The sequence below is a fragment of the Burkholderia sp. M6-3 genome (assembly GCF_050858985.1).
Lineage (GTDB): Bacteria > Pseudomonadota > Gammaproteobacteria > Burkholderiales > Burkholderiaceae > Paraburkholderia > Paraburkholderia caledonica.
Map to the genome: position 1 here is coordinate 1964888 of NZ_CP110091.1, position 17725 is coordinate 1982612.

The following is a 17725-nucleotide window of genomic DNA, read 5'->3' on the forward strand; positions in this document are numbered from 1 at the left end:
CATGATCGAATTCAAGTTGCCGTCCATGGGTGCGGACATGGACGTTGGCACACTCCTCGAATGGAAGGTGAAGCCGGGTGACACGGTGGAGAAAGGGCAAGTGATCGCCGTCGTAGACACGAGCAAGGCCGCAGTCGATGTCGAAAGCTGGCAGGAAGGCACCGTTGACGAGCTGGTCGTCGCGCCAGGCGAGAAGTTCGCGGTGGGCACGCTGATGGCAACCTTCCTCGAACCCGGCGAAGCGCCCGGCGCCACAAGGCGCGCGCGCACGCCTCCCGGTGCCGCTACGCCGCTGGCGGCAACGTCGCGCCGAAAGGTCTCTCCCGCGGCGCGCAAGCGTGCCAGGGAATGCGGTATTGATATCGACGCCGTCGCGGGTACCGGGCCGGGTGGCGCAGTGACGCTCGATGATGTCGAGCGGGCCACGGCTCCGGCAGCAGGCCCTATGCCCAGCGACAAATCCACGGAGATGAGGAAAGCTATCGCTGGCGCGATGGAGCGGTCCAAGCGCGAAATACCCCACTACTACGTGTCCGAGACGATTCCCATGGGAACGGCGCTCGCCTGGCTCGCAGCAGAAAACTCGAGGCGCTCCATGGCGGAGCGCCTGTTGCCTGCCGTGCTGCTGCTCAAGGCCGTGGCTGTCACGCTCAAACGCTTCCCCGAGCTGAACGGCTTTTGCCGCGAGGGTATCTTTCATGCGGCAGAGAGGGTTCACGTTGGCGTGGCGATTTCTTTGCGCCAGGGCGGCCTGATTGCGCCCGCATTGCTGGACGCCGAGACGAAGCCGCTGACGCAGATGATGCAGGAGCTTGCGGACCTGGTGAGGCGCTGCCGTGCCGGATCACTGAGAAGTTCCGAGATGTCCGAGCCCACGGTTACGGTGACAAATCTCGGCGACGAGGGCGCGACTGAGGTCCTTGGCGTGATCTACCCGCCTCAGGTCGCGCTGGTTGGCTTCGGCCGGATCACGGAGCAGCCTTGGGCCGAAAACGGCGGCCTAAAGGTGTTGCCTGCCGTGACCGCCAGCCTGTCGGCGGACCACCGCGTCTCGGACGGCCATCGCGGGGCGCGCTTCCTGATCGAGCTGCGCGAAACGCTGCAGCATCCCGAGGAGTTGTCCCGATGAACGATACAGACATCCGTACTTTGGTTCTTAACACCCTTAAATCGATCGCCCCAGAGATCGAAGAGCGCTCACTGCGCCCCGACCGGCCGCTGCGCGCTCAGGTGGACCTTGATTCCATGGACTGGCTCAACTTCTTGCTGGGTCTGCATGAAAAGCTCAGGGTGGAGATTCCCGAGTCCGATTATGCTCGTCTGACTACCCTTGATAATGTCGTGGCCTACGTTGCAAAAGCGCAGACGCTGCAGCAGAAACGTTGATGAATACGCCCGCGTTTGATGATGCAGATGATGCCATCCACAGGCATTTTCACGCGACTTCTCCCACGAACGGCCGTGCGCCGAGCGATGCGCGAGTTCACGCGTGGCTGGCGGAACTGGAATCGGTACCTGACACACTACCGTCCGGAAACGTGCCATGATCTCGAAAGACTCCCGATGAACCAGGGTCGACGGCTCGTCGACTGCGCGCTCGATGGTGTCCCCGCTCCCACATGTCTTCCCAGAGGAGGCTCGATCAGGATCGGTAAATGCTTACCCGAGCAGGAGGTCCGAAACGCGCGCAGATAGATATGCTGCGGCGACGGTTTGGTGCAGCATTCGCAGATCCTGCATCTTTACCTCGCGTGGCGTCTCAGAACGCCCGTCCACCGCCGCGAACCGAGGCTAACGTTCTGCATGATTGCGCTGAGGAAAAGGACTCCGCGAGCTGTCGGCCGAACTTGCTGACTGTTGGTGACTGCTTGTTCCAGGATTATCAATCGCTGACTGTACAAGCCATCCAGTTGAGCGTGATCAGCATATAGCTACTCTTGCCGGTCCGTTGATAAGCATCAGCGTGGCGCACTGGTGACGACTTGGCATGATTCGTCTCTGTAGCAATTGCCGGATCGTCCAGATCCTTTATATCGCGAAGCGCCCCAATTTACTCTGTCCAAGACTATGTCACTCAGACAACGCTCGACACTATTGCAAGCTCACCAATCCGTTTTTAGGATGTTCGAAAGTATTCATTGTCGATAAGTTTGTGTATCGCGGCATAGTGCGTGAGGGCCTTGTCGTTCGGCAGTTCCATCTTCTCGAGAATGTTCGCGCGTTCCTCACGAATGGCCGTCGCGTCCTTGCCAAGGGCTTCCGCAATTTCTGGCAGTGCTTGCCCGCATGCGATGCGGAGAAACACGTGGAATTCATGATCGGACAGGCGCAGATGCGGCGAGTTACCGGCCGCTTCGCCGGCACTCGCCGTGGTGTCCATCGGCGTCCCCAAGCTGACATAGACCCCGCCTGACGCGACCTTGCGGATCGCATGAAGAACCTCTGCGGTCGAGCATGATTTGACGAGAAACCCGGATGCGCCGGCCCGGAACGCACGGATAGCATTCCCGGTTTCAGATGAATATCCTGTCAGGACAACAATTCGCAGGGTCGGCTTTTCGCTCCTGAGCCGCTTGATCAGGTCGAGTCCGCAGCCAGCAGGCGTCGCAGGTCCGAGCATGAGGACGTCGACCTCCGTCGAGCCAACAAGCGTCATGACGTCGCTATCAAACGCTCCACCTACAACCTCGATGTCGTCACTGCGCGCGAGTTCGTTCCGGACGCTGTCACGCGTGGCGGGATGTGCATCGCAAATCGCGACCTTGATCATGGCGCGCACCTGAAGATAGGCATTGTTGAAGTTTCGCTCCTACGGGGGCGCATGTCGACTGGTCGTTTGTAACGCGAAGATACCGATCGGATTCGATCCATTCGCCGGAAAAGCTTTTTTCTTGTCACCGCTGGGAAAATTTCAATTCAGGACGATGCCTGGCGGTTCGAGCAAGCGGCCTGATCGTCACCATGCTGGCGGCGATGATCCCATTCTTCGCACCATTCGTCTGGGTACCCGTCGGCATCGGACCTATCGCAAACGGAAGCACGCCTGCCAGCATGGGACCTCTGTTATGGCGCCTGAACTGGGTCGACAACCTGCTACGGCCCATGCTGATCAGCAATGCCGTGCACGTCCCCTTTCTGCTCGTCCTGTTCCGCGTACTGGGCGGCATCAGGGCATTCGGCTTCATCGGACCTTTCCGGACCGGTCGTGGTTGCCATACTGCTCGCCATGTGGCGGGATTAACAGGATACTTCAGCCATCGACCGGGTGGACCAGTAGCACGGGCACTTGCGTAATGCGTAGCACGCGGCTCGCTACGCTGCCGAGTAGCCAATGCGAGAGGCCACGCCGACCGTGCGTACCCATTACGACCAGATCCGCGCGCCAATGATCGGCTTCCTTCACGATTACATTGGGCACATCGTCGCTTAGTCCTATCTGTGCTGATCATTGCAGGCTCCGCCGTGATACGTAAGCGTGCAAGCGTCGTCCCAGCCGCAGCTAGCGCTGCTTCGCCCTTTTTGACAAGGACGTCCTCGAATAGAGGAATTGGTACGAAATCGCCCATATCCACCGGCTGATCAAGCACGTGTACGACCCGCAATAAGGTCTGGGATCGCGCGAACTGCACACCGCACTGGAGCGCCCGCTGCGATGGCGCGCTGCCGTCGACGGCGAAGAGTATTCGCTGCGGACCTTGATCGACCTCTCTTTCATAGGATGCAGGCACAACAAGAATAGCGCACCGGCATAGTCGCGCCAGTGGTTCAGATATGGCCCCTTCCAGCCAGGCAAGAAATCCGTGGTGCTGACGTGTCCCCACGACCAGAAGGCTCGCCTGCCATGTCCCGGCGGCGTCAAGCAACGCGGATGTCACGTCCCCACCTCGCCCCGAGAGGTCGATAACCTTCGCGTCGACGATGGTCCCGGTGTTCGACATTACGGTCTGTGCCTGGACCACGGCCTCTTCGGCAGCGCGCAAAAGGGCGGCTCGCACCGAACTGAGATCCATACCGACAAGCGGGTCCAACGGAATCAGCCTGTATGGATCTTCAGCTACGCTCACGATTCGTACACGTGCCTGTGGTAGCGCGATAGTGCGGACATGGCGCGCGGCGCGCAAAGAGGCGGATGAAGAGTCCACTGCAAGCAAAATGCGACTTGCGGCTTCGTGGCCAACGTACTCTGAACTGGCCGGCTTCATGGCGAATGCTCCATACTGCCTCTCCCACGCTGGCGTCCGGACAGTTTGCGATACCTGCCGAAGGATCGGCAAGAGCACACGTCAGCAACCGTTCCAACTATCTAACTTGCCCGGGGCGCGAAGCCTCTGTGGCCAATCGCGCATGGTGGATGTATCGATTCTTGACTGACGTGTTCCCCCGTCGTTGACGGAGGTCAAACCAATGTGCGTGTCAGCGCGCTCAAATTCGCAGAAACCCTGGACGACTCCGGCCCGACGCCGTCTTGGCGGGCATCGCGCAAAGCGCTTTTGCAGCACCGGCAAAACGAGTCTAGCGAACTTGCGTCACTGCCCCGAGGATGAAATCACCCCGCACAGTCAACCGCGCTTGCAGGTACTCGCTCCGCTCGCGTTCCAGCGTAATCAGTTGCCGTTTATGCAGCACGTCCAGTTCAGCTCGATCAAGACAGGTCGACGGCTGTCCAGCTTTGATCAGCATCAGCGTGGCGAGCTCGTGTGGACTCAGCATGATTCGTCTCCGTGGTAATCCGATTAATGAAACTCGCAGATGGCGAGGATCGACCGGAGGACGAGAAAAGTCACTCCAATCGATTTTCCGCAAGCTGTTTCCCCCGCCCATGAAAAGTGCAACTCCGCCTCCCCTTCGTTACCCGCGATTGCGATTTCGGTCGGAGCCCCCTCTGTTGTAACGTATAGCGGCGAGATGACCGAGGTTGTCGGAAAATAGACGTGCCGCAACGAACCGCGAGGCTCGTAGATGCCCTGTCCGTGCTCCAGATTGACCGACACCAGGTGCGACGTGAGGCGCGCCAGCCCGGAAGCCGGAAGAGCAGCAAGCAGGAGGTTTCTCATTTGATCAGGATGGCGCACGATATGCGCGCCGAAAACACGACCATCGATTGTGTGGATCAGTAGCGGGCCGACACAGCAGAATCCAGCCGACTGGCCGCATCCACGCGTAAGTTTCGGAGTCGAGGTCTGGGCTCCCCGCAGCCCAGGCTCCCGTCGTTGTCGCGATCTGGCGACCACCGCCATGACACTGCAGTGTCAGGCAACCTTTACTGTGATTTTCTTCTCCGCCTTCTGCGCCTCCAGCGTCTTGGGAAGCGTCACGGCGAGCACACCCTTCTTGAAAGTGGCTTCGATCCTGTCAGTGTCGACACCTTCTGGCAAACGAAAGACCCGTTCAAAGGAGCCGAAGCGACGTTCGTGTAGATAGAAGTCCTTCTTCTTTTCCTCCTTTTCTTCCTGCTTTTCGCCTTTGATCGTGAGACAGCCGTTCGCGGTCTTCACCTCGACGTCCTTCTCGTCGAGACCCGGCAACTCGGCGGTAATTTCATAAGCCTTTTCAGTCTCGGCAATGTTCACTGCCGGCGCAGAAACCAACGCCCGCTCACGACGCCACAAGGGTTCCGTATCCAGGATCGAGCGACGAAACGGCGATATCCGTCCGCTGAAATCGAAGTCGTCGAACAGACGATCAATCTCGCGACGCAGACTCTCCATTGGGTGCCACGCTTGCAATGCCCACGAACGCTCGGTACCAGCTTCTTCTTTCTTCACAGGCAGTTTGGTAGAAGATTCAGCCATTTCGATTTCTCCCATTCGGTCATCGGAGAGACCACTTTGCGGCACAGGCTTCGGTCGGGTCTTGACCCAGGTCAATCCCGCTTCTCACGCCACCGTGCCCGCGAAAAAAACGTCGAGGCAGTGCGGAATGTCAGAAGAGCGTCCTGGATCTGCAACGACGGTGCCGCAAAGAAGCGGTTCATTCAGGCGGATCTCTCTATGGTGCGAGCGCCTAATTTAGCGGCCAGCGTTGACGCAGGAAGTCGATAATGTTGAGGTCCAACGCCGCGGATGAATGGGGCCAGACCATCCGCGTTGATCAAACCTGTTTAGCTTTTCGTGCTTGATGCCGAGCTTTTCGAGCGGCAGACCGCACGCGTGATACTAGGCGAAGCATCTCCTCCGGCACGGGAGCGGATCGGCCCATGTCGATTTCGACCGGCGGCCGGGCTAATACCCACGCGCTTTAAACGTCGTCCTCGACGCTGTGGTAAAACGCCGTCTCGTGCGTCGAATAGTAGTGCCCGAGCATGAAAAACGCAGAGGCGATCCTGTTGCCGACGGGGCCCGTATCGTATACCACCCGTAGACGTCGTCGCCGACGACGATGCTTCCCACACCGCACAACATCGCCGGGCCACGCGGCATGAAGGCGAGCTAACCTGCAGGTTCATTCATTGCGCTTCCCTCCCTGGTCATGAAGTGAGGCTGTCCATTGGACCCGGGTCGCCGCCTGTGCCGGCCAGACCGGAATACGCAGCGCTGGGCTGGAATACGCTGAGAAGCGGACCACACCAGCATTCCCGACTGCAAGCAGGAAAAGTCGAATCGCTCAAGGCCGTCTGTGTGGCACCAACGCCCCGCAAGCCTTACGAATTGGTGCCATGCTGCACTGATTTGATCTCGACGCAATGTCCGCGACGTTTTTCATACTGCGCGCAGCAGGCTGCAAGCCAATTTGACATGGCTCAAACGTGTTTTGCCTTCGCAAGTGTCGAATCTGGAGAGCGTGTCGGGTCGTTGAGCGGGAAGCGAAATATCGACATTCCCTTACGTTTCCGCGACCGGCAACAATCCAAGATCCCGAAGCTCCCGAAGCTCCCGATACAGAAGCTCCCGCTTGCGAAATCCGTAGACGCCGCGTCTGCCGTACGTCCGCTCCAGTTCGAAACGATCAGAAGCATCTATTGCCCGACCCAGCACAACGTCGAATGAAATTTCCCGAGAGTGTACTTTTGCTTCCGGTTCAATCGTTTTTGCCGGGAACCGGAAATGGCGTAGCTCCACGAGATACCAGACTGCTCCGATCCTATGCGCTTGCGAAATTGGCGAGATGGGACGCATCCGCTTGCGTAATTCTTCGACACGACGTAGCTCGCGCTCCTTTTCCTTCTGTTCGTCAGACATGTAGTAAGGATTTCGCACAAGCGTGCCCAGTTCAGGATGGACGAAGAATTCATAATGCGCGATTTCGAGCGGGACAATTCCGGCATTGGGGGTGTGGACCCGAATACGTCCCTGCTTGCTGGAGGTTCTGGTGGCGACATGCGCCATCCACGATCTGGAGGGTTCTTTTCCCTCTGCTTCACGGAATGAGTGAATGAGTGCAGGTGCGCGTCGCAGACCGATTTCCAGCTTTGCCCCACATGACTCGCGAGGAACGATTGCAAGGCAGCGGGCGTCGGCGCGCGGAGCCTGAGTTGTCGGACTTCCAAACCGGCCTTCCTTGCGCCGTGTTTCGGCTCGGGACGGAAGCTGCGGTCCGCTTTTACCATGACAACTGTTTTCTATGAAGGGCGAAATCAGCACGTTGCCCGCACGGTGGCTTCTCGCCTAATGGTGCAAAGGCCGCGAGGTATGGTACCGGTGGTGCTTGAGAAACCATCGGACCACCCACACCGTCCCGCCTACCAGGATGCAGGTTACGAACCACAACAGGAGTACGTAACCGATCAGTTGCCAGAATTCAGCGACGCGCCCCTGCATGATCGACACGACATAGGCATCGGTATTGGCTGCGGGGCTGGAGTGCGTCGTCCGGTACAGGAAGAAAGAGAGACAGATATCGCTATCGGGCTGACTCGCTGACAACACTGAACCGGCCGGCATTGCATAAACGCTTGCGCACTCCGGGGTCTTCATACCCGTCATGATCGAATCATCGATCGGATGATCGTAGATCGAGCCGATCCATGTGAGGCAGGTTGCGAACAGGGCAATGAATACCGCTATCCGAATCCATCGAACCACCTGCCCATTTTGCTTGCCTCCGCGCGGGTCGTTCATTGCACCACTCCGTAGCCACATCTGTCGGTCACCCTACGCCCGCGGACATCGCCCCGTGGACCAACTAAGCGATGCTCGGGACACTGGGCAGGTTCTGGTTTCATCGATGTCAATCCTGCGCGCGCCCCCCCGGCGACGAGTTGATATGGCTCAAACGCCTCGACTGCGATGCGTTCTGAAACCGCAAGTGCACCCATCTGTTTGCCGCCAATCGTTTTGGCCGGGCAAGCCATCGCGGGAGGCAGGATACGAACGTTTTTTTTGGGGAATTTGCTGAGACTACACTCGCCGTATCGCTGCAAGCAGCATGGTCTGCCCCACTTCTGCGGCCGAGCGCGCAATGAAAGCTGCCGGCATCCCAGGCCATTGAAATTCGCCGGTTCGCCCGCAGGTTCCAGATCACGAGGTTTGTCGGCGTGGACGGGCGTCCGCGGTTTTCCGGCAATCGCAAATGGCGAAGACAGGGTCGCCGAAACTGTATGCGGGTAGGCCCGCGAATGCAATGACCACCGCATACCGCGCACGTGGCGCGGACGATAATGAGGAAGCCGTCGCGACGAAGCTGCTGAACCTTGCCACTGAGCGGGGGTTCCTGGTTCGCGCGGAGGTCGTCGATGAATTTGCCGGAGTCTCCGTGTCGCCGGAAGTGCTTGAGGACGTCCTCGATGCCCTGATGCAGATTGGGATCGCCGTTCTCGATGAGCGGCCGCAAACAGAAGAACCAGAAACGGCGGCGGCTCCTGGGGGGGGCGATCGCGACACGCTTGAAGATGCCAGGTCGTTCCTCGAGGACGTCGTCAGGGGCGCCAGTGCGTCCACTGACCCGCTGGCGCTATTTCTGCGCCGCATGCGCGCGGTGCCGCTGCTGGCGTCCAAAGAAGAGATCGCACTCTTTCAGGAGATTGAAGCAGGCCGGCGACAGATCCTTTGGGCACTCGCAGGCTCGCAGGACGCGATCGACGCACTCCTCTCGCACGCCCAAACGCTGCCCGCAAGCTCAAGCGCCCGGCCGGTCACTCCGGTACAGTCCCGGGTCGTGGCGTTGCGTCAATACCTCACGTGGATGCGCAAGGCCCTGCGCCGTGGTGCGGCGGGAGCCAGCGCCTACGAACGCGCGCGCGAAAAAAGCTTCGCGGTACTCGCGGCGCTCGAATGGTCGTCGCCGCTGCTGGAAAAGGCGCGTAGCGCCATGCTCGATCAGATCGCGCGCGCTCACGCCGGTGGCGCCGACATGCGAGACCGTAGCATCGAGAATACTGATCCGTGGCCCATGGATGTCGCTGCCATGACGACCGAGCTGCTTGCAGGGCATGCTCGTATCCGGAAGGCAACGTGCAAGATGGTCGAGGCCAACCTGCGACTTGTGATGTCGATCTCGAACAAGTACCAGAATCGCGGACTGGATCTGGCCGATCTGCTTCAGGAGGGCAGCATCGGCCTGATGCGCGCGGTCGAGAAGTTCGACTACCGGCGCGGCTTCAGGTTTTCAACCTATGCGACATGGTGGATACGCCAGGCTGTCACGCATGCTATTGCGGACCGAGGTCGTACCATCCACCTACCCGTACGGATCGGCACGGAACTGGCACGCGTGCGGCGCGCGGGGGAGCGGATCCGGCAACGAACGGGGCGGGATGCGACGCTCGTCGATCTGGCACGCGAAAGCGGCCTGCAGCACGACAGACTGCAGGCGGCACTGGCGTTGCCGGACGAGCCCGTGTCGGTGGACATGCCTTCAGCGGACGGCGAAAGCGACCTCGCCGATACGCTCCGCGACCTGGCGACGCCGAAGCCCTTCGATGCGCTCGTCCAGACGCGCATGCGCGAGTTCGTCGAATTACTGCTGACGGAGATGGCGCCTGTCGAAGCCGACATCTTGCGTCGGCGCTTCGGTATCGGTGGAGCGCCCCATACCTATGAAGAAATCGCCGCGCTATCCGGCGTATCGCGCGAACAGATCCGGCGCGTCGAACGGCGCGCGCTGAAGGCCCTGCGCGAGTCTGCCCGGGTGCGCGACGCACGAGACTTTCTCGATGCCGACGTTTGATTGCCCGACGGATGACCCCGCCCTGCCGCAGGTCTCCCGCCCGTTCCACTGGAACAACAACGTTTGACCGTCGCCACGCGATGCTGGCCTGGAAAGCTTACTTTTACGCTCGATGGCCCGCGAATACTCGGAAGTCCAGTCGCGTGGCAATGTCCTTCATGCCGCCACGACACGCTGCCGTATCGTAAGCTGATGCAAGCCGAACGTTCGCCCCCCTCTGACAACCGGCACGTGGCCGATTCTCTGCTGGAGCATGCGCAACTTCTCGAGGCACAAGCCGGCAACCCACTGACGAGATCTTCTCCCGACGACTATGGCGTGCGATGACTGCTCGCATCCGCCTGTATCGCTGCTCGAAAGCGCCGCAGAAGGAGCTATTTCGATAACGCACTCATCGATGAGCCGATGCCAGTGCGTTGCCCGTCAAGCGGGGAGTCACACGAAAACACGAAAGAACAGCGAGGGAACGCATGGCCAAGGCAAAGCGCCATTGATTTCTCAACAACGGTCCGGCCGCTGCGACAAAAATGTCGTCGGGCGCCTCGGAGCCGGTATCGACCGCAATTCGCCATTCGTTAGCACCCGGCAGCAAGCAGAACTCGACGGCCGAGTCGCTCGCATTGAAGAGCAGACAGAGCGACTGGGTTGAAGGAGGTTCGCAGGCAGCCTCTGTTTGCCGGATCACGCAACCCAGGGCCCGGGTCGGGCCGTCCCAGTCCGGCGCCTGATCCTGAGGGCCAAACCATGTGATATCACTTTCCGTGTAGAAAGCATCCCGGCTAAGAACGGGATAACGCCGGCGTAGCGCGATGATCTCGCGGACGAAGCGAAATATCTCGCCATTTTCCTCAAGCATCCGCCAGTCGTACCATGAAATCGCATTGTCCTGGCACCAGGCATTATTGTTACCCTGCTGCGTGCGCCGGAACTCGTCGCCGCCGAGGAGCATGGGAACGCCGCGCGAGAGGAAAAGTGTCGCCAGCAGATTCTTGATATGTCGTACCCGACTGCGCTCGGTCGCCGGGTTGGCCGTCCCCCCTTCGGTACCGTAATTCATGCTGTAATTTTCATCGTCCCCATCGCAATTGCCTGCCCCGTTGGACCAGTTGCGTTTGCCGTTATAGCTGACGACATCGTTCAGCGTGAGCCCGTCATGGCAGGTGACGAAGTTGATGCTGTTGACGGGCTCCTTGCCGCTGCGCTGATAGAGATCGGCGCTGCCGCAAAGACGCGAGGCAAACGCTCCCGTCATCCCGAAATCGCCACGCCAGAAACGGCGGACGTGATCCCGGAACTGGCCGTTCCATTCAGCCCAGCGTTGCCCCGGAAAGCTGCCGACCTAGTAGGCGCCTCCCAGATCCCAGGCTTCGACGATCAGTTTGACGTCGCGCAGAATAGGATCCTGAGCAATTCGTTCGAGAAGCGGTGCGTTCTTCACGAGCTTTCCGTTCTCATCGCGTCCCAATACGGAGGCCAGATCGAACCGGAAGCCGTCGACGTGCATCTCCGTGACCCAGTACCGCAGGCAGTCGATGATGTAGTCGCGCACGACTGGGTGATTGCAGTTCAGCGTGTTTCCACATCCAGAAAAATTCAGGTACTTCCCCAGTCTTTCGTCATGCATATACCAGATCGCGTTGTCGAGCCCGCGGAAGCAGAACGTAGGACCATCCTCTCCGCCTTCGGCGGTGTGATTGAACACCATGTCCAGGATGACTTCGATGCCGGCGCGGTGCAATTCCCGCACCATGGTCTTGAACTCGGGAACTTCGTCTCCACGACCCTACGCGTCGCATAGGGTCCGTGGGGAGCGAAGAAAGCGATCGTATCGTAGCCCCAGTAGTTCCTGAGGGGCACATCGGCATGCACTTTGTGACGATGTTCGCACCACACATCGAACGCCTGCACCGGCATGACCTCGACCGCCGTGACTCCCAGTTCGAGAAAGTGCGGAATTTTTTCGATCACGGCCACGAACGTTCCTGGATGCGCCACCCTGGCTGAAGGATGTATGGTCAGCCCGCGAACATGCGTCTCATAGATGACGGTCCCGGGCCACGGAGTCCGGGGCCGCAGAATGCGTTGCCAGTCGAAGCGGCGCTCGATCACCAGCGAGCGCACGTCCGTGGCCATAGCCCCCCCGGGCGAGAACGGGCGGCCCGCTTCATCGCCCCCATCGAGCGCCGTAATGGCAAGCGCCTAAGGATCGACCAGCAGCTTTCTGCTGTCGAACGTTGCCCCTCCCCGGGCGACCACGGACCATATGCCCGGTACGCATATGGTTGCCCCCATTGCACCCCACCGACGAGTGCATGCCAGACGTCTCCAGTGCGATGGCCGGTACGGCCCAGATCAATGGTCAGGACTGGGGCTCCACTCGGTGCTTTTTCGAACAACAGCAGTTCGATCCGTTCGGCATGGCGACTAAAGATTGCGAAGTTAAAACCATCGAGACAATCTTGGATGCCCAGCGGCGAGGCATGCCCCGGCGAGACCCTGAACTGCGACGTGCGTGGCGTACATTCGCTCCCCGCGACAGTAGCCTCGCCAAGTGTCGATCTTTGTGAGTTATCCATTTGCAATACAACGGTTCGTTGATCGAAGTGATCGCACGTCCCCGCCAGCATCAACTACACCATGTCGCTTCGCCACCAGTCCCATTGCCAAACGCCCGGACGGTTGAACTCCTGCGCTTCAGCGTTCAGGCGTCGACGCGCTTACGATTTCATATCCATCCGCTGCAATCCTCCAGTTACCCACTCTTTTCGCCCGTTCGAACTGCCGCACAGCATCACGTATTTCCAGGTCCTGCCCGGTCTGCGGAATGGACACGCGCATCAACTCGCATCGGTGCGGAAAGCCACAGTGATCAAGTATTTCCTTAAAGAAGATGACTTCCAGAAGACTGCGTTCCGCGCGACGCCTTTCCGCACCGGGAACGGCAACAACGTCGCGGGCAAGTCCGGACTCCTGCACACCCACTCGCCCCTGCAGGCGGGTTCCGACCATAACAGTAGCCCCCTGCACAAGGCGGTCGGCTACGCGCCCGGGCGCTGCGCTAGCCATCGCCTTGCACACTGCGTCCGGAACCCGCCTGGACCGACGATTTGCCCCTGTGGCATGCGTATGCTTCATCGGGCTATCTGACATCTTAACGCTCCTGATCTGACACCTGTCTGCACATCGCTCTTCGAAAGAACGCCCCCACCTTCGTGGCATCGCCCGCTCCCGGGCGAATCGCGACCGGTCAAGCAAAATGTAGGCGTCTTGTGGCTTGTGACGTTGACCTACGTCAAGAATGAATGGCGCATTTCCGCCCGGTGATGGAACGAACAACGGGTTACCGCCGCAATTGCCTGGATCAGCTGTTCCGTGCGCGCACCGGTGAAGAGCGGATGCTGCGGTCTGGTACTGGCCGGTGGCTACGCCTGATAAAGATCGGATGGGAGCACTGTGCGCCGCATGCGCGTTAGCCCGCAGAGTGCGTTCGGCCACGAAACGTTCCAGCACCGAAGCGTGCCTCAGAATCAGCGCGGCGACGCAGAGCGCGCGATGTCTGTCACGCTAAGGGCGGCTATACTGTGCCGCTTAACGCGCACGCCGCAACGGTACAGACGGCAAGCTCGGACGCCCATGGCAGATCGATCGGCCGATCCAGTCGCAGGCTGCGGCACCCGGAAAATCGCAATGCACCACTTGCCGACGAGCGCGCATGTCGAGTGACTGATGTGCGGCCACACGAAGCCTCGCATCACGCGCGACCTCGACCGCGAACTGTGGAACGAGGTGAAGCTCCATATCGATAGCCTGCCGAAGGACTCGCCGCACGAGCGGGAGCGCTACCTGTGCGCACGATGTCTGTTCACGCTGTTCTATCTGCGCGGCCTGCGTATCGCGAAAGTCGGCGGCAACACATTGGGCGGCTTCTTCTACCTGCGCGATGCCGACGGCCACGAGCGCTGGTGGCTGGAAGTACTGGCAAGGGCTCTGGTGAAAATAGGCTTGGCAGATCGGTTAAAGTTGTCAGCCCAACAACCTGGTAGTCAGTGATGAGCAAGCGAAAAAGCCCGAAGGACTTGTTCGATGGTCGGCATTTTGATCGGGAGATCATTGTCCTGTGCGTACGCAGGTACCTTCGCTACAAGCTCAGCCTGCGCGATCTGGTCGAGATGATGGCGGAGCGGGGACTGTCGCTGGCGCACACGACGATCATGCGTTGGGTGAAGCGTTTTACACCGGAGTTCGTCAGGCGCTGGAATCGGTTTGCCATACCGGCAGGCCGGCCCTGGCGGGTTGACGAGACCTATCTGAAGATTCGTGGCAGGTGGGTCTATCTGTATCGGGCGGTAGATCGGGCCGGCCAGACAGTGGACTTCATGCTCAGGGCAAAGCGCGACGTGGCTTCGGCCAAAGCCTTTTTCAGCAAGGCCATCAGGCATCAGGGCCAGCCGCCGGAGACAATTACACTCGACGGGTATGCCGCCTCGCGCCGGGCGGTGCGTGAGATGAAGGCCGATGGCCTGCTGCCCGAGGAGACGAAGGTGCGGACCTCGAAGTACCTGAACAACCTGATCGAACAGGACCATCGCAACATCAGGTCCAGAACGAATGTGATGCTCGGCTTCAAACGGTTCAGGAGTGCTGCGACCACGATCTCCGGCATCGAGTTGATGCATCGCATTCGCAAGGGTCAGTTTGACCTCTGCGCTCTCGGGCTCAAGGATACCACTGCACCCTCCGTCTGGACTGCTGCTGTTCAATCGATAAGGTGTACATATCTATAAGGAAATTCGCCGCCACGCCGCCTATTTGCACCAGAGCCGTCGACAGAAAGTTGCTCAAGGCCGACGGCAGTGTCAGTAAACGCAACGTGTGCCCCGTGGGTGCGGTGTCGAAAATGACGTGGTCATACGCCTTCGCGGTGGCACTACCGCCCAGCAGGTCGGCAAAGGCGTCGAACGCCGCTATCTCGACGGTGCAGCCACCGGAAAACTGTTCCTCCATGCTGCGAATTGCCGCATCGGGTAACACGCCTCGATAACGGCTGACCATACGCTCACGGTAGGCCGCCGCAGCGAGTTCCGGGTCGATGTTCAGCGCGTGGAGGTTTGGAAACTCGGCAACTGGCGTCGGTCGGCCGGAAAGTTGAGTCTCGAGCACCTCATCGAGATTGGATGCCGGGTCGGTGCTGACAAGCAGCACAGTCTTACCCTGTTCCGCCAGCTGCACCGCCGTTGCGCACGCGAGCGACGTCTTACCGACGCCGCCCTTGCCGGTGAAAAAGAGATGGCGAGTTGTAACAAGAGGGAGCGTCATATCATTGCGCCGCTCTACATTCGCCGGGCTTGCAGCCGCAGCTCCCAACCTTGATGTGCGGCTTTTCGGCAGTGGGAACCTCGAGACCCAGCTTTTGAATCAATTGGGCGCGTGACGGATAGACACCGGTTGAGATAATCCGGCCATCCACCGTTGCGATGGGCAGGCGGTCCATACCCGCATGCATCTCCCGGACCACTTCCGGATTGGCTGCAAACGCGGCCGCATCATGTCCGAGGCCGTGCCGAACGACATCGACACCGTGCTCAGCAAGCCATTACAGGTCGGCGCTGAACTGAACAAGGGTCGGGTCCACGTCCACCCCGCAGACGCCGGTCGCGCAGCACATGGCCGGCTCAAACACTTCAAGTTTGCTCATCGTTGCTCCCACGAATTCGACCTGTCCGGCCAGACCGCAGCCGCATCCACTCCGTCATGTTCGTCCCTCTGAGGGACGCGTCATTGACCTCGGTCAAGTCACAGACGATGGAACGGCATTTCCCCTCATGGAGAATCGATTCGCTTGCAAGTCGCCTCAAGCTGCTTCGTTGACAAGCGTCAAGGGAAGGGCGGTGCTGACATGTACCCTCGTAGTGCACGAAGACTGCACACGCTGTGTCGCCGTGTCGCACGTCCACAAGGAGGAAATATGAAAAAGCTTCTAGTTGCGATGGCTGCCGGTATCGCGTTGACATCCCCGGTCCTGCAAGCTGCTTCCAGGGACACAGGTGCACCGCAAAGCAGTTCGAAAACGCCGCCCGCCGGCGCTGCTGAGTTCGACAGGAATCTGGACCAGCTTCAGGAGCAAATGAAGACAATGCAGACGCAGATGGACCAGATTCGCAAAACTCAGGACCCACAGGAACGCCAGAAGTTACTTGAGCAGCACTGGGCCACGATGCAAAGCGCGATGACAATCATGCACGGGATGTGGGGCCCGGGGATGATGGGCCACGGAATGGGCCCAGGCATGATGGGTGGCGCTGGGCCCGGGATGATGGGGGGCTGGGGCCATATGGGTGGTTACTACTCACACCTGACGCCCGAGCAACTGCGGCAGCGTCAATATATGACTGACCAATACCTGCGGATGCAGCAGGAGATGATGAATAACATGATGTGGCAGCAGCAATACCGGGGCGGCCCACCGCCTGCCAGTACAAAGTAGACATGCTGAGCAATCGATTACCGGCGACTTCCCAGCCTTAAATGCTCGCCAACTACAGGAGCGGACATGAGCGGTATTTCCAACTACAAAGACCTGACAGGCGCGGTATCGGTTCAAATGCGAGCGATGCGCGCGTCACAACCCGAGTTGATGACGGTATTCGACCAACTCGCCGCGGCTGGGACAAAAGACGGGGCGTTGAACCGAAAGACGCGGGAGCTGGTGGCGTTAGGGATTGCGATTGCCGGCTTTGTCGCAGTAAGCGCCGGGTATCATGCACTCTGACAATACGAACGATCGGACGCTTGATGATGACTCTCAATCCAGCCTTGGCACGAGTGCTCAAGCGTTTGCACTATCCACTCGACGTGATCCTGACGTGCGTGCGCTGGTATGTGGCGTATCCGCTGAGCCTTCGACATCTGGAAGAGATGATGGCGGAACGCGGAATCTCGGTCGACCATTCAACTGTGCACCGCTGGGCCATCAAGGTGTTGCCGGTCCTGGAGAAGGCCTTCCGCCGCCACAAGAAAGCCGTCGGCCGGAGCTGGCGAATGGATGAAACGTATATCAAGGTCCGAGGCCAGTGGAAGTATCTGTACCGCGCAGTCGACAAAGAGGGTAACACGGTGGATTTTCTGCTGCGTGCCCATCGCGACAAGGCCGCGGCGCGGCGCTACTTCGAAAAGTCAATCGAGCAAAACGGCGAACCCGAGACGGTGACAATCGATAAAAGCGGTGCGAACCTGGCCGCGCTGGATGCTCTCAACGAGGAGCGGCAAGCACCGATCAGGATTCGCCAGAACAAGTTGAACAATGTTGTCGAGCAAGATCATCGGGCGATCAAGCGACGCACGCGGCCTATGCTTGGCTTCAAGAATTTTCGTTGCGCCCGGATCCTGTTGAGCGGCATCGAGCTCATGCATATGATCGCCAAGGGCCAAATGCAAGTCCGTGGCCTCGGATACACTCATGCCGAGCAGTTCTACTCACTGGCGGCATAAGCAGTCCTTCTTAAACTGCCGTTTGTTTGCATCGTGCTCTTACCGCGACAAAACCAAGGATGATGCCAAGCATGATCGTGAGCCCCGTGTAATCGCCTTTTTCTTCCATGTCGAATGCGACTCCCAATCAACG

The 17725-nt window shown here is 59.5% G+C and carries 19 protein-coding genes and 4 pseudogenes; 8 read left to right on the top strand and 15 right to left on the bottom strand.

All coding sequences use genetic code 11. From position 1 onward, the window contains the following. Window position 1: 1 nt before the first annotated feature. Both OH764_RS26220 and OH764_RS26225 read left to right on the top strand, forming a co-directional pair. Complete coding sequence (locus OH764_RS26220) at window positions 2–1129, top strand: dihydrolipoamide acetyltransferase family protein (RefSeq protein WP_498849078.1); 1128 nt, start codon at window positions 2–4, stop codon at window positions 1127–1129. Continuing rightward, window positions 1126–1386, top strand: coding sequence for an acyl carrier protein (locus OH764_RS26225; protein ID WP_498849079.1), 261 nt, complete (start codon window positions 1126–1128; stop codon window positions 1384–1386). The genes OH764_RS26220 and OH764_RS26225 overlap by 4 nt, the downstream gene beginning before the upstream one ends. 730 nt (window positions 1387–2116) lie before the next feature. On the opposite strand, the gene OH764_RS26230 is transcribed toward OH764_RS26225, so the two are convergent. The 9 genes and pseudogenes from OH764_RS26230 to OH764_RS26270 form a co-directional block, all read right to left on the bottom strand. Beyond that, window positions 2117–2770 carry a response regulator gene (locus OH764_RS26230; RefSeq protein ID WP_498849080.1) on the bottom strand — a complete coding sequence of 218 codons (654 nt, stop codon included), beginning with the start codon at window positions 2768–2770 and terminating at the stop codon, window positions 2117–2119. A 323-nt stretch (window positions 2771–3093) separates the two neighbouring features. Continuing rightward, window positions 3094–3216 carry a hypothetical protein gene (locus OH764_RS26235; RefSeq protein ID WP_498849081.1) on the bottom strand — a complete coding sequence of 41 codons (123 nt, stop codon included), beginning with the start codon at window positions 3214–3216 and terminating at the stop codon, window positions 3094–3096. A gap of 34 nt (window positions 3217–3250) precedes the next feature. Then, complete coding sequence (locus OH764_RS26240; RefSeq protein ID WP_498849082.1) at window positions 3251–3418, bottom strand: universal stress protein; 168 nt, start codon at window positions 3416–3418, stop codon at window positions 3251–3253. A 133-nt stretch (window positions 3419–3551) separates the two neighbouring features. Next, window positions 3552–4202, bottom strand: a pseudogene (locus tag OH764_RS26245) (universal stress protein); the annotation flags it as partial. A 310-nt stretch (window positions 4203–4512) separates the two neighbouring features. After that, window positions 4513–4710 carry a hypothetical protein gene (locus OH764_RS26250; RefSeq protein WP_498849083.1) on the bottom strand — a complete coding sequence of 66 codons (198 nt, stop codon included), beginning with the start codon at window positions 4708–4710 and terminating at the stop codon, window positions 4513–4515. Window positions 4711–4733: 23 nt separating this feature from the next. Continuing rightward, window positions 4734–5072 (bottom strand): hypothetical protein, encoded by a 339-nt coding sequence (locus OH764_RS26255; protein WP_498849084.1) that lies wholly within the window; start codon window positions 5070–5072, stop codon window positions 4734–4736. 177 nt (window positions 5073–5249) lie between these two features. Then, on the bottom strand, window positions 5250–5792 hold the full coding sequence (locus OH764_RS26260) for an Hsp20/alpha crystallin family protein (protein ID WP_498849085.1): 543 nt from the start codon (window positions 5790–5792) through the stop codon (window positions 5250–5252). A gap of 1029 nt (window positions 5793–6821) precedes the next feature. Then, window positions 6822–7325 (bottom strand): hypothetical protein, encoded by a 504-nt coding sequence (locus tag OH764_RS26265; RefSeq protein WP_498849086.1) that lies wholly within the window; start codon window positions 7323–7325, stop codon window positions 6822–6824. A gap of 279 nt (window positions 7326–7604) precedes the next feature. Then, window positions 7605–8057: a hypothetical protein gene (locus OH764_RS26270; RefSeq protein WP_498849087.1), complete on the bottom strand. Its 453-nt coding sequence runs from the start codon at window positions 8055–8057 to the stop codon at window positions 7605–7607. Window positions 8058–8559: 502 nt separating this feature from the next. Here OH764_RS26270 and OH764_RS26275 point away from each other — a divergent pair. Beyond that, on the top strand, window positions 8560–10104 hold the full coding sequence (locus OH764_RS26275; RefSeq protein ID WP_498849088.1) for a sigma-70 family RNA polymerase sigma factor: 1545 nt from the start codon (window positions 8560–8562) through the stop codon (window positions 10102–10104). 391 nt (window positions 10105–10495) lie between these two features. Here OH764_RS26275 and OH764_RS26280 read toward each other — a convergent pair whose 3' ends face one another. The 4 genes from OH764_RS26280 to OH764_RS26295 all read right to left on the bottom strand — a co-directional run bounded on the left by OH764_RS26280 (window position 10496) and on the right by OH764_RS26295 (window position 13113). Beyond that, a complete protein-coding gene (locus tag OH764_RS26280; RefSeq protein WP_498849089.1) occupies window positions 10496–11356 on the bottom strand; it encodes a hypothetical protein in 861 nt (286 codons plus the stop codon). Between the two features lie 87 nt (window positions 11357–11443). Beyond that, window positions 11444–11854, bottom strand: coding sequence for an alpha-amylase family protein (locus tag OH764_RS26285; RefSeq protein WP_498849090.1), 411 nt, complete (start codon window positions 11852–11854; stop codon window positions 11444–11446). A 355-nt stretch (window positions 11855–12209) separates the two neighbouring features. Continuing rightward, a complete protein-coding gene (locus tag OH764_RS26290; RefSeq protein WP_498849091.1) occupies window positions 12210–12731 on the bottom strand; it encodes a hypothetical protein in 522 nt (173 codons plus the stop codon). Window positions 12732–12798: 67 nt separating this feature from the next. Beyond that, entirely contained in the window at window positions 12799–13113 is a 315-nt protein-coding gene (locus OH764_RS26295; protein ID WP_498849092.1) for a hypothetical protein, read from the bottom strand. A gap of 717 nt (window positions 13114–13830) precedes the next feature. Here OH764_RS26295 and OH764_RS26300 point away from each other — a divergent pair. Together OH764_RS26300 and OH764_RS26305 are read left to right on the top strand one after the other, a co-directional pair. After that, window positions 13831–14154, top strand: a complete 324-nt coding sequence (locus tag OH764_RS26300) for a hypothetical protein (RefSeq protein WP_498849093.1) — start codon at window positions 13831–13833, stop codon at window positions 14152–14154. Continuing rightward, a complete protein-coding gene (locus tag OH764_RS26305; protein ID WP_498849094.1) occupies window positions 14154–14888 on the top strand; it encodes an IS6 family transposase in 735 nt (244 codons plus the stop codon). The genes OH764_RS26300 and OH764_RS26305 overlap by 1 nt, the downstream gene beginning before the upstream one ends. A 37-nt stretch (window positions 14889–14925) precedes the next feature. Here OH764_RS26305 and OH764_RS26310 read toward each other — a convergent pair. After that, a pseudogene (locus OH764_RS26310) lies at window positions 14926–15420 on the bottom strand (TRC40/GET3/ArsA family transport-energizing ATPase); the annotation flags it as partial. Window position 15421: 1 nt separating this feature from the next. Further along, window positions 15422–15799: pseudogene (arsD, locus tag OH764_RS26315) on the bottom strand (arsenite efflux transporter metallochaperone ArsD). Between the two features lie 270 nt (window positions 15800–16069). Here arsD and OH764_RS26320 point away from each other — a divergent pair. The 3 genes and pseudogenes from OH764_RS26320 (at window position 16070) to OH764_RS26330 (ending at window position 17592) form a co-directional block, all read left to right on the top strand. Beyond that, entirely contained in the window at window positions 16070–16588 is a 519-nt protein-coding gene (locus OH764_RS26320) for a hypothetical protein (protein ID WP_498849095.1), read from the top strand. 66 nt (window positions 16589–16654) lie between these two features. Beyond that, window positions 16655–16864, top strand: a pseudogene (locus OH764_RS26325) (carboxymuconolactone decarboxylase family protein); the annotation flags it as partial. Window positions 16865–16896: 32 nt separating this feature from the next. Further along, a complete protein-coding gene (locus tag OH764_RS26330) occupies window positions 16897–17592 on the top strand; it encodes an IS6 family transposase (RefSeq protein ID WP_498849096.1) in 696 nt (231 codons plus the stop codon). The last annotated feature ends 133 nt before the right edge of the window (window positions 17593–17725 follow it).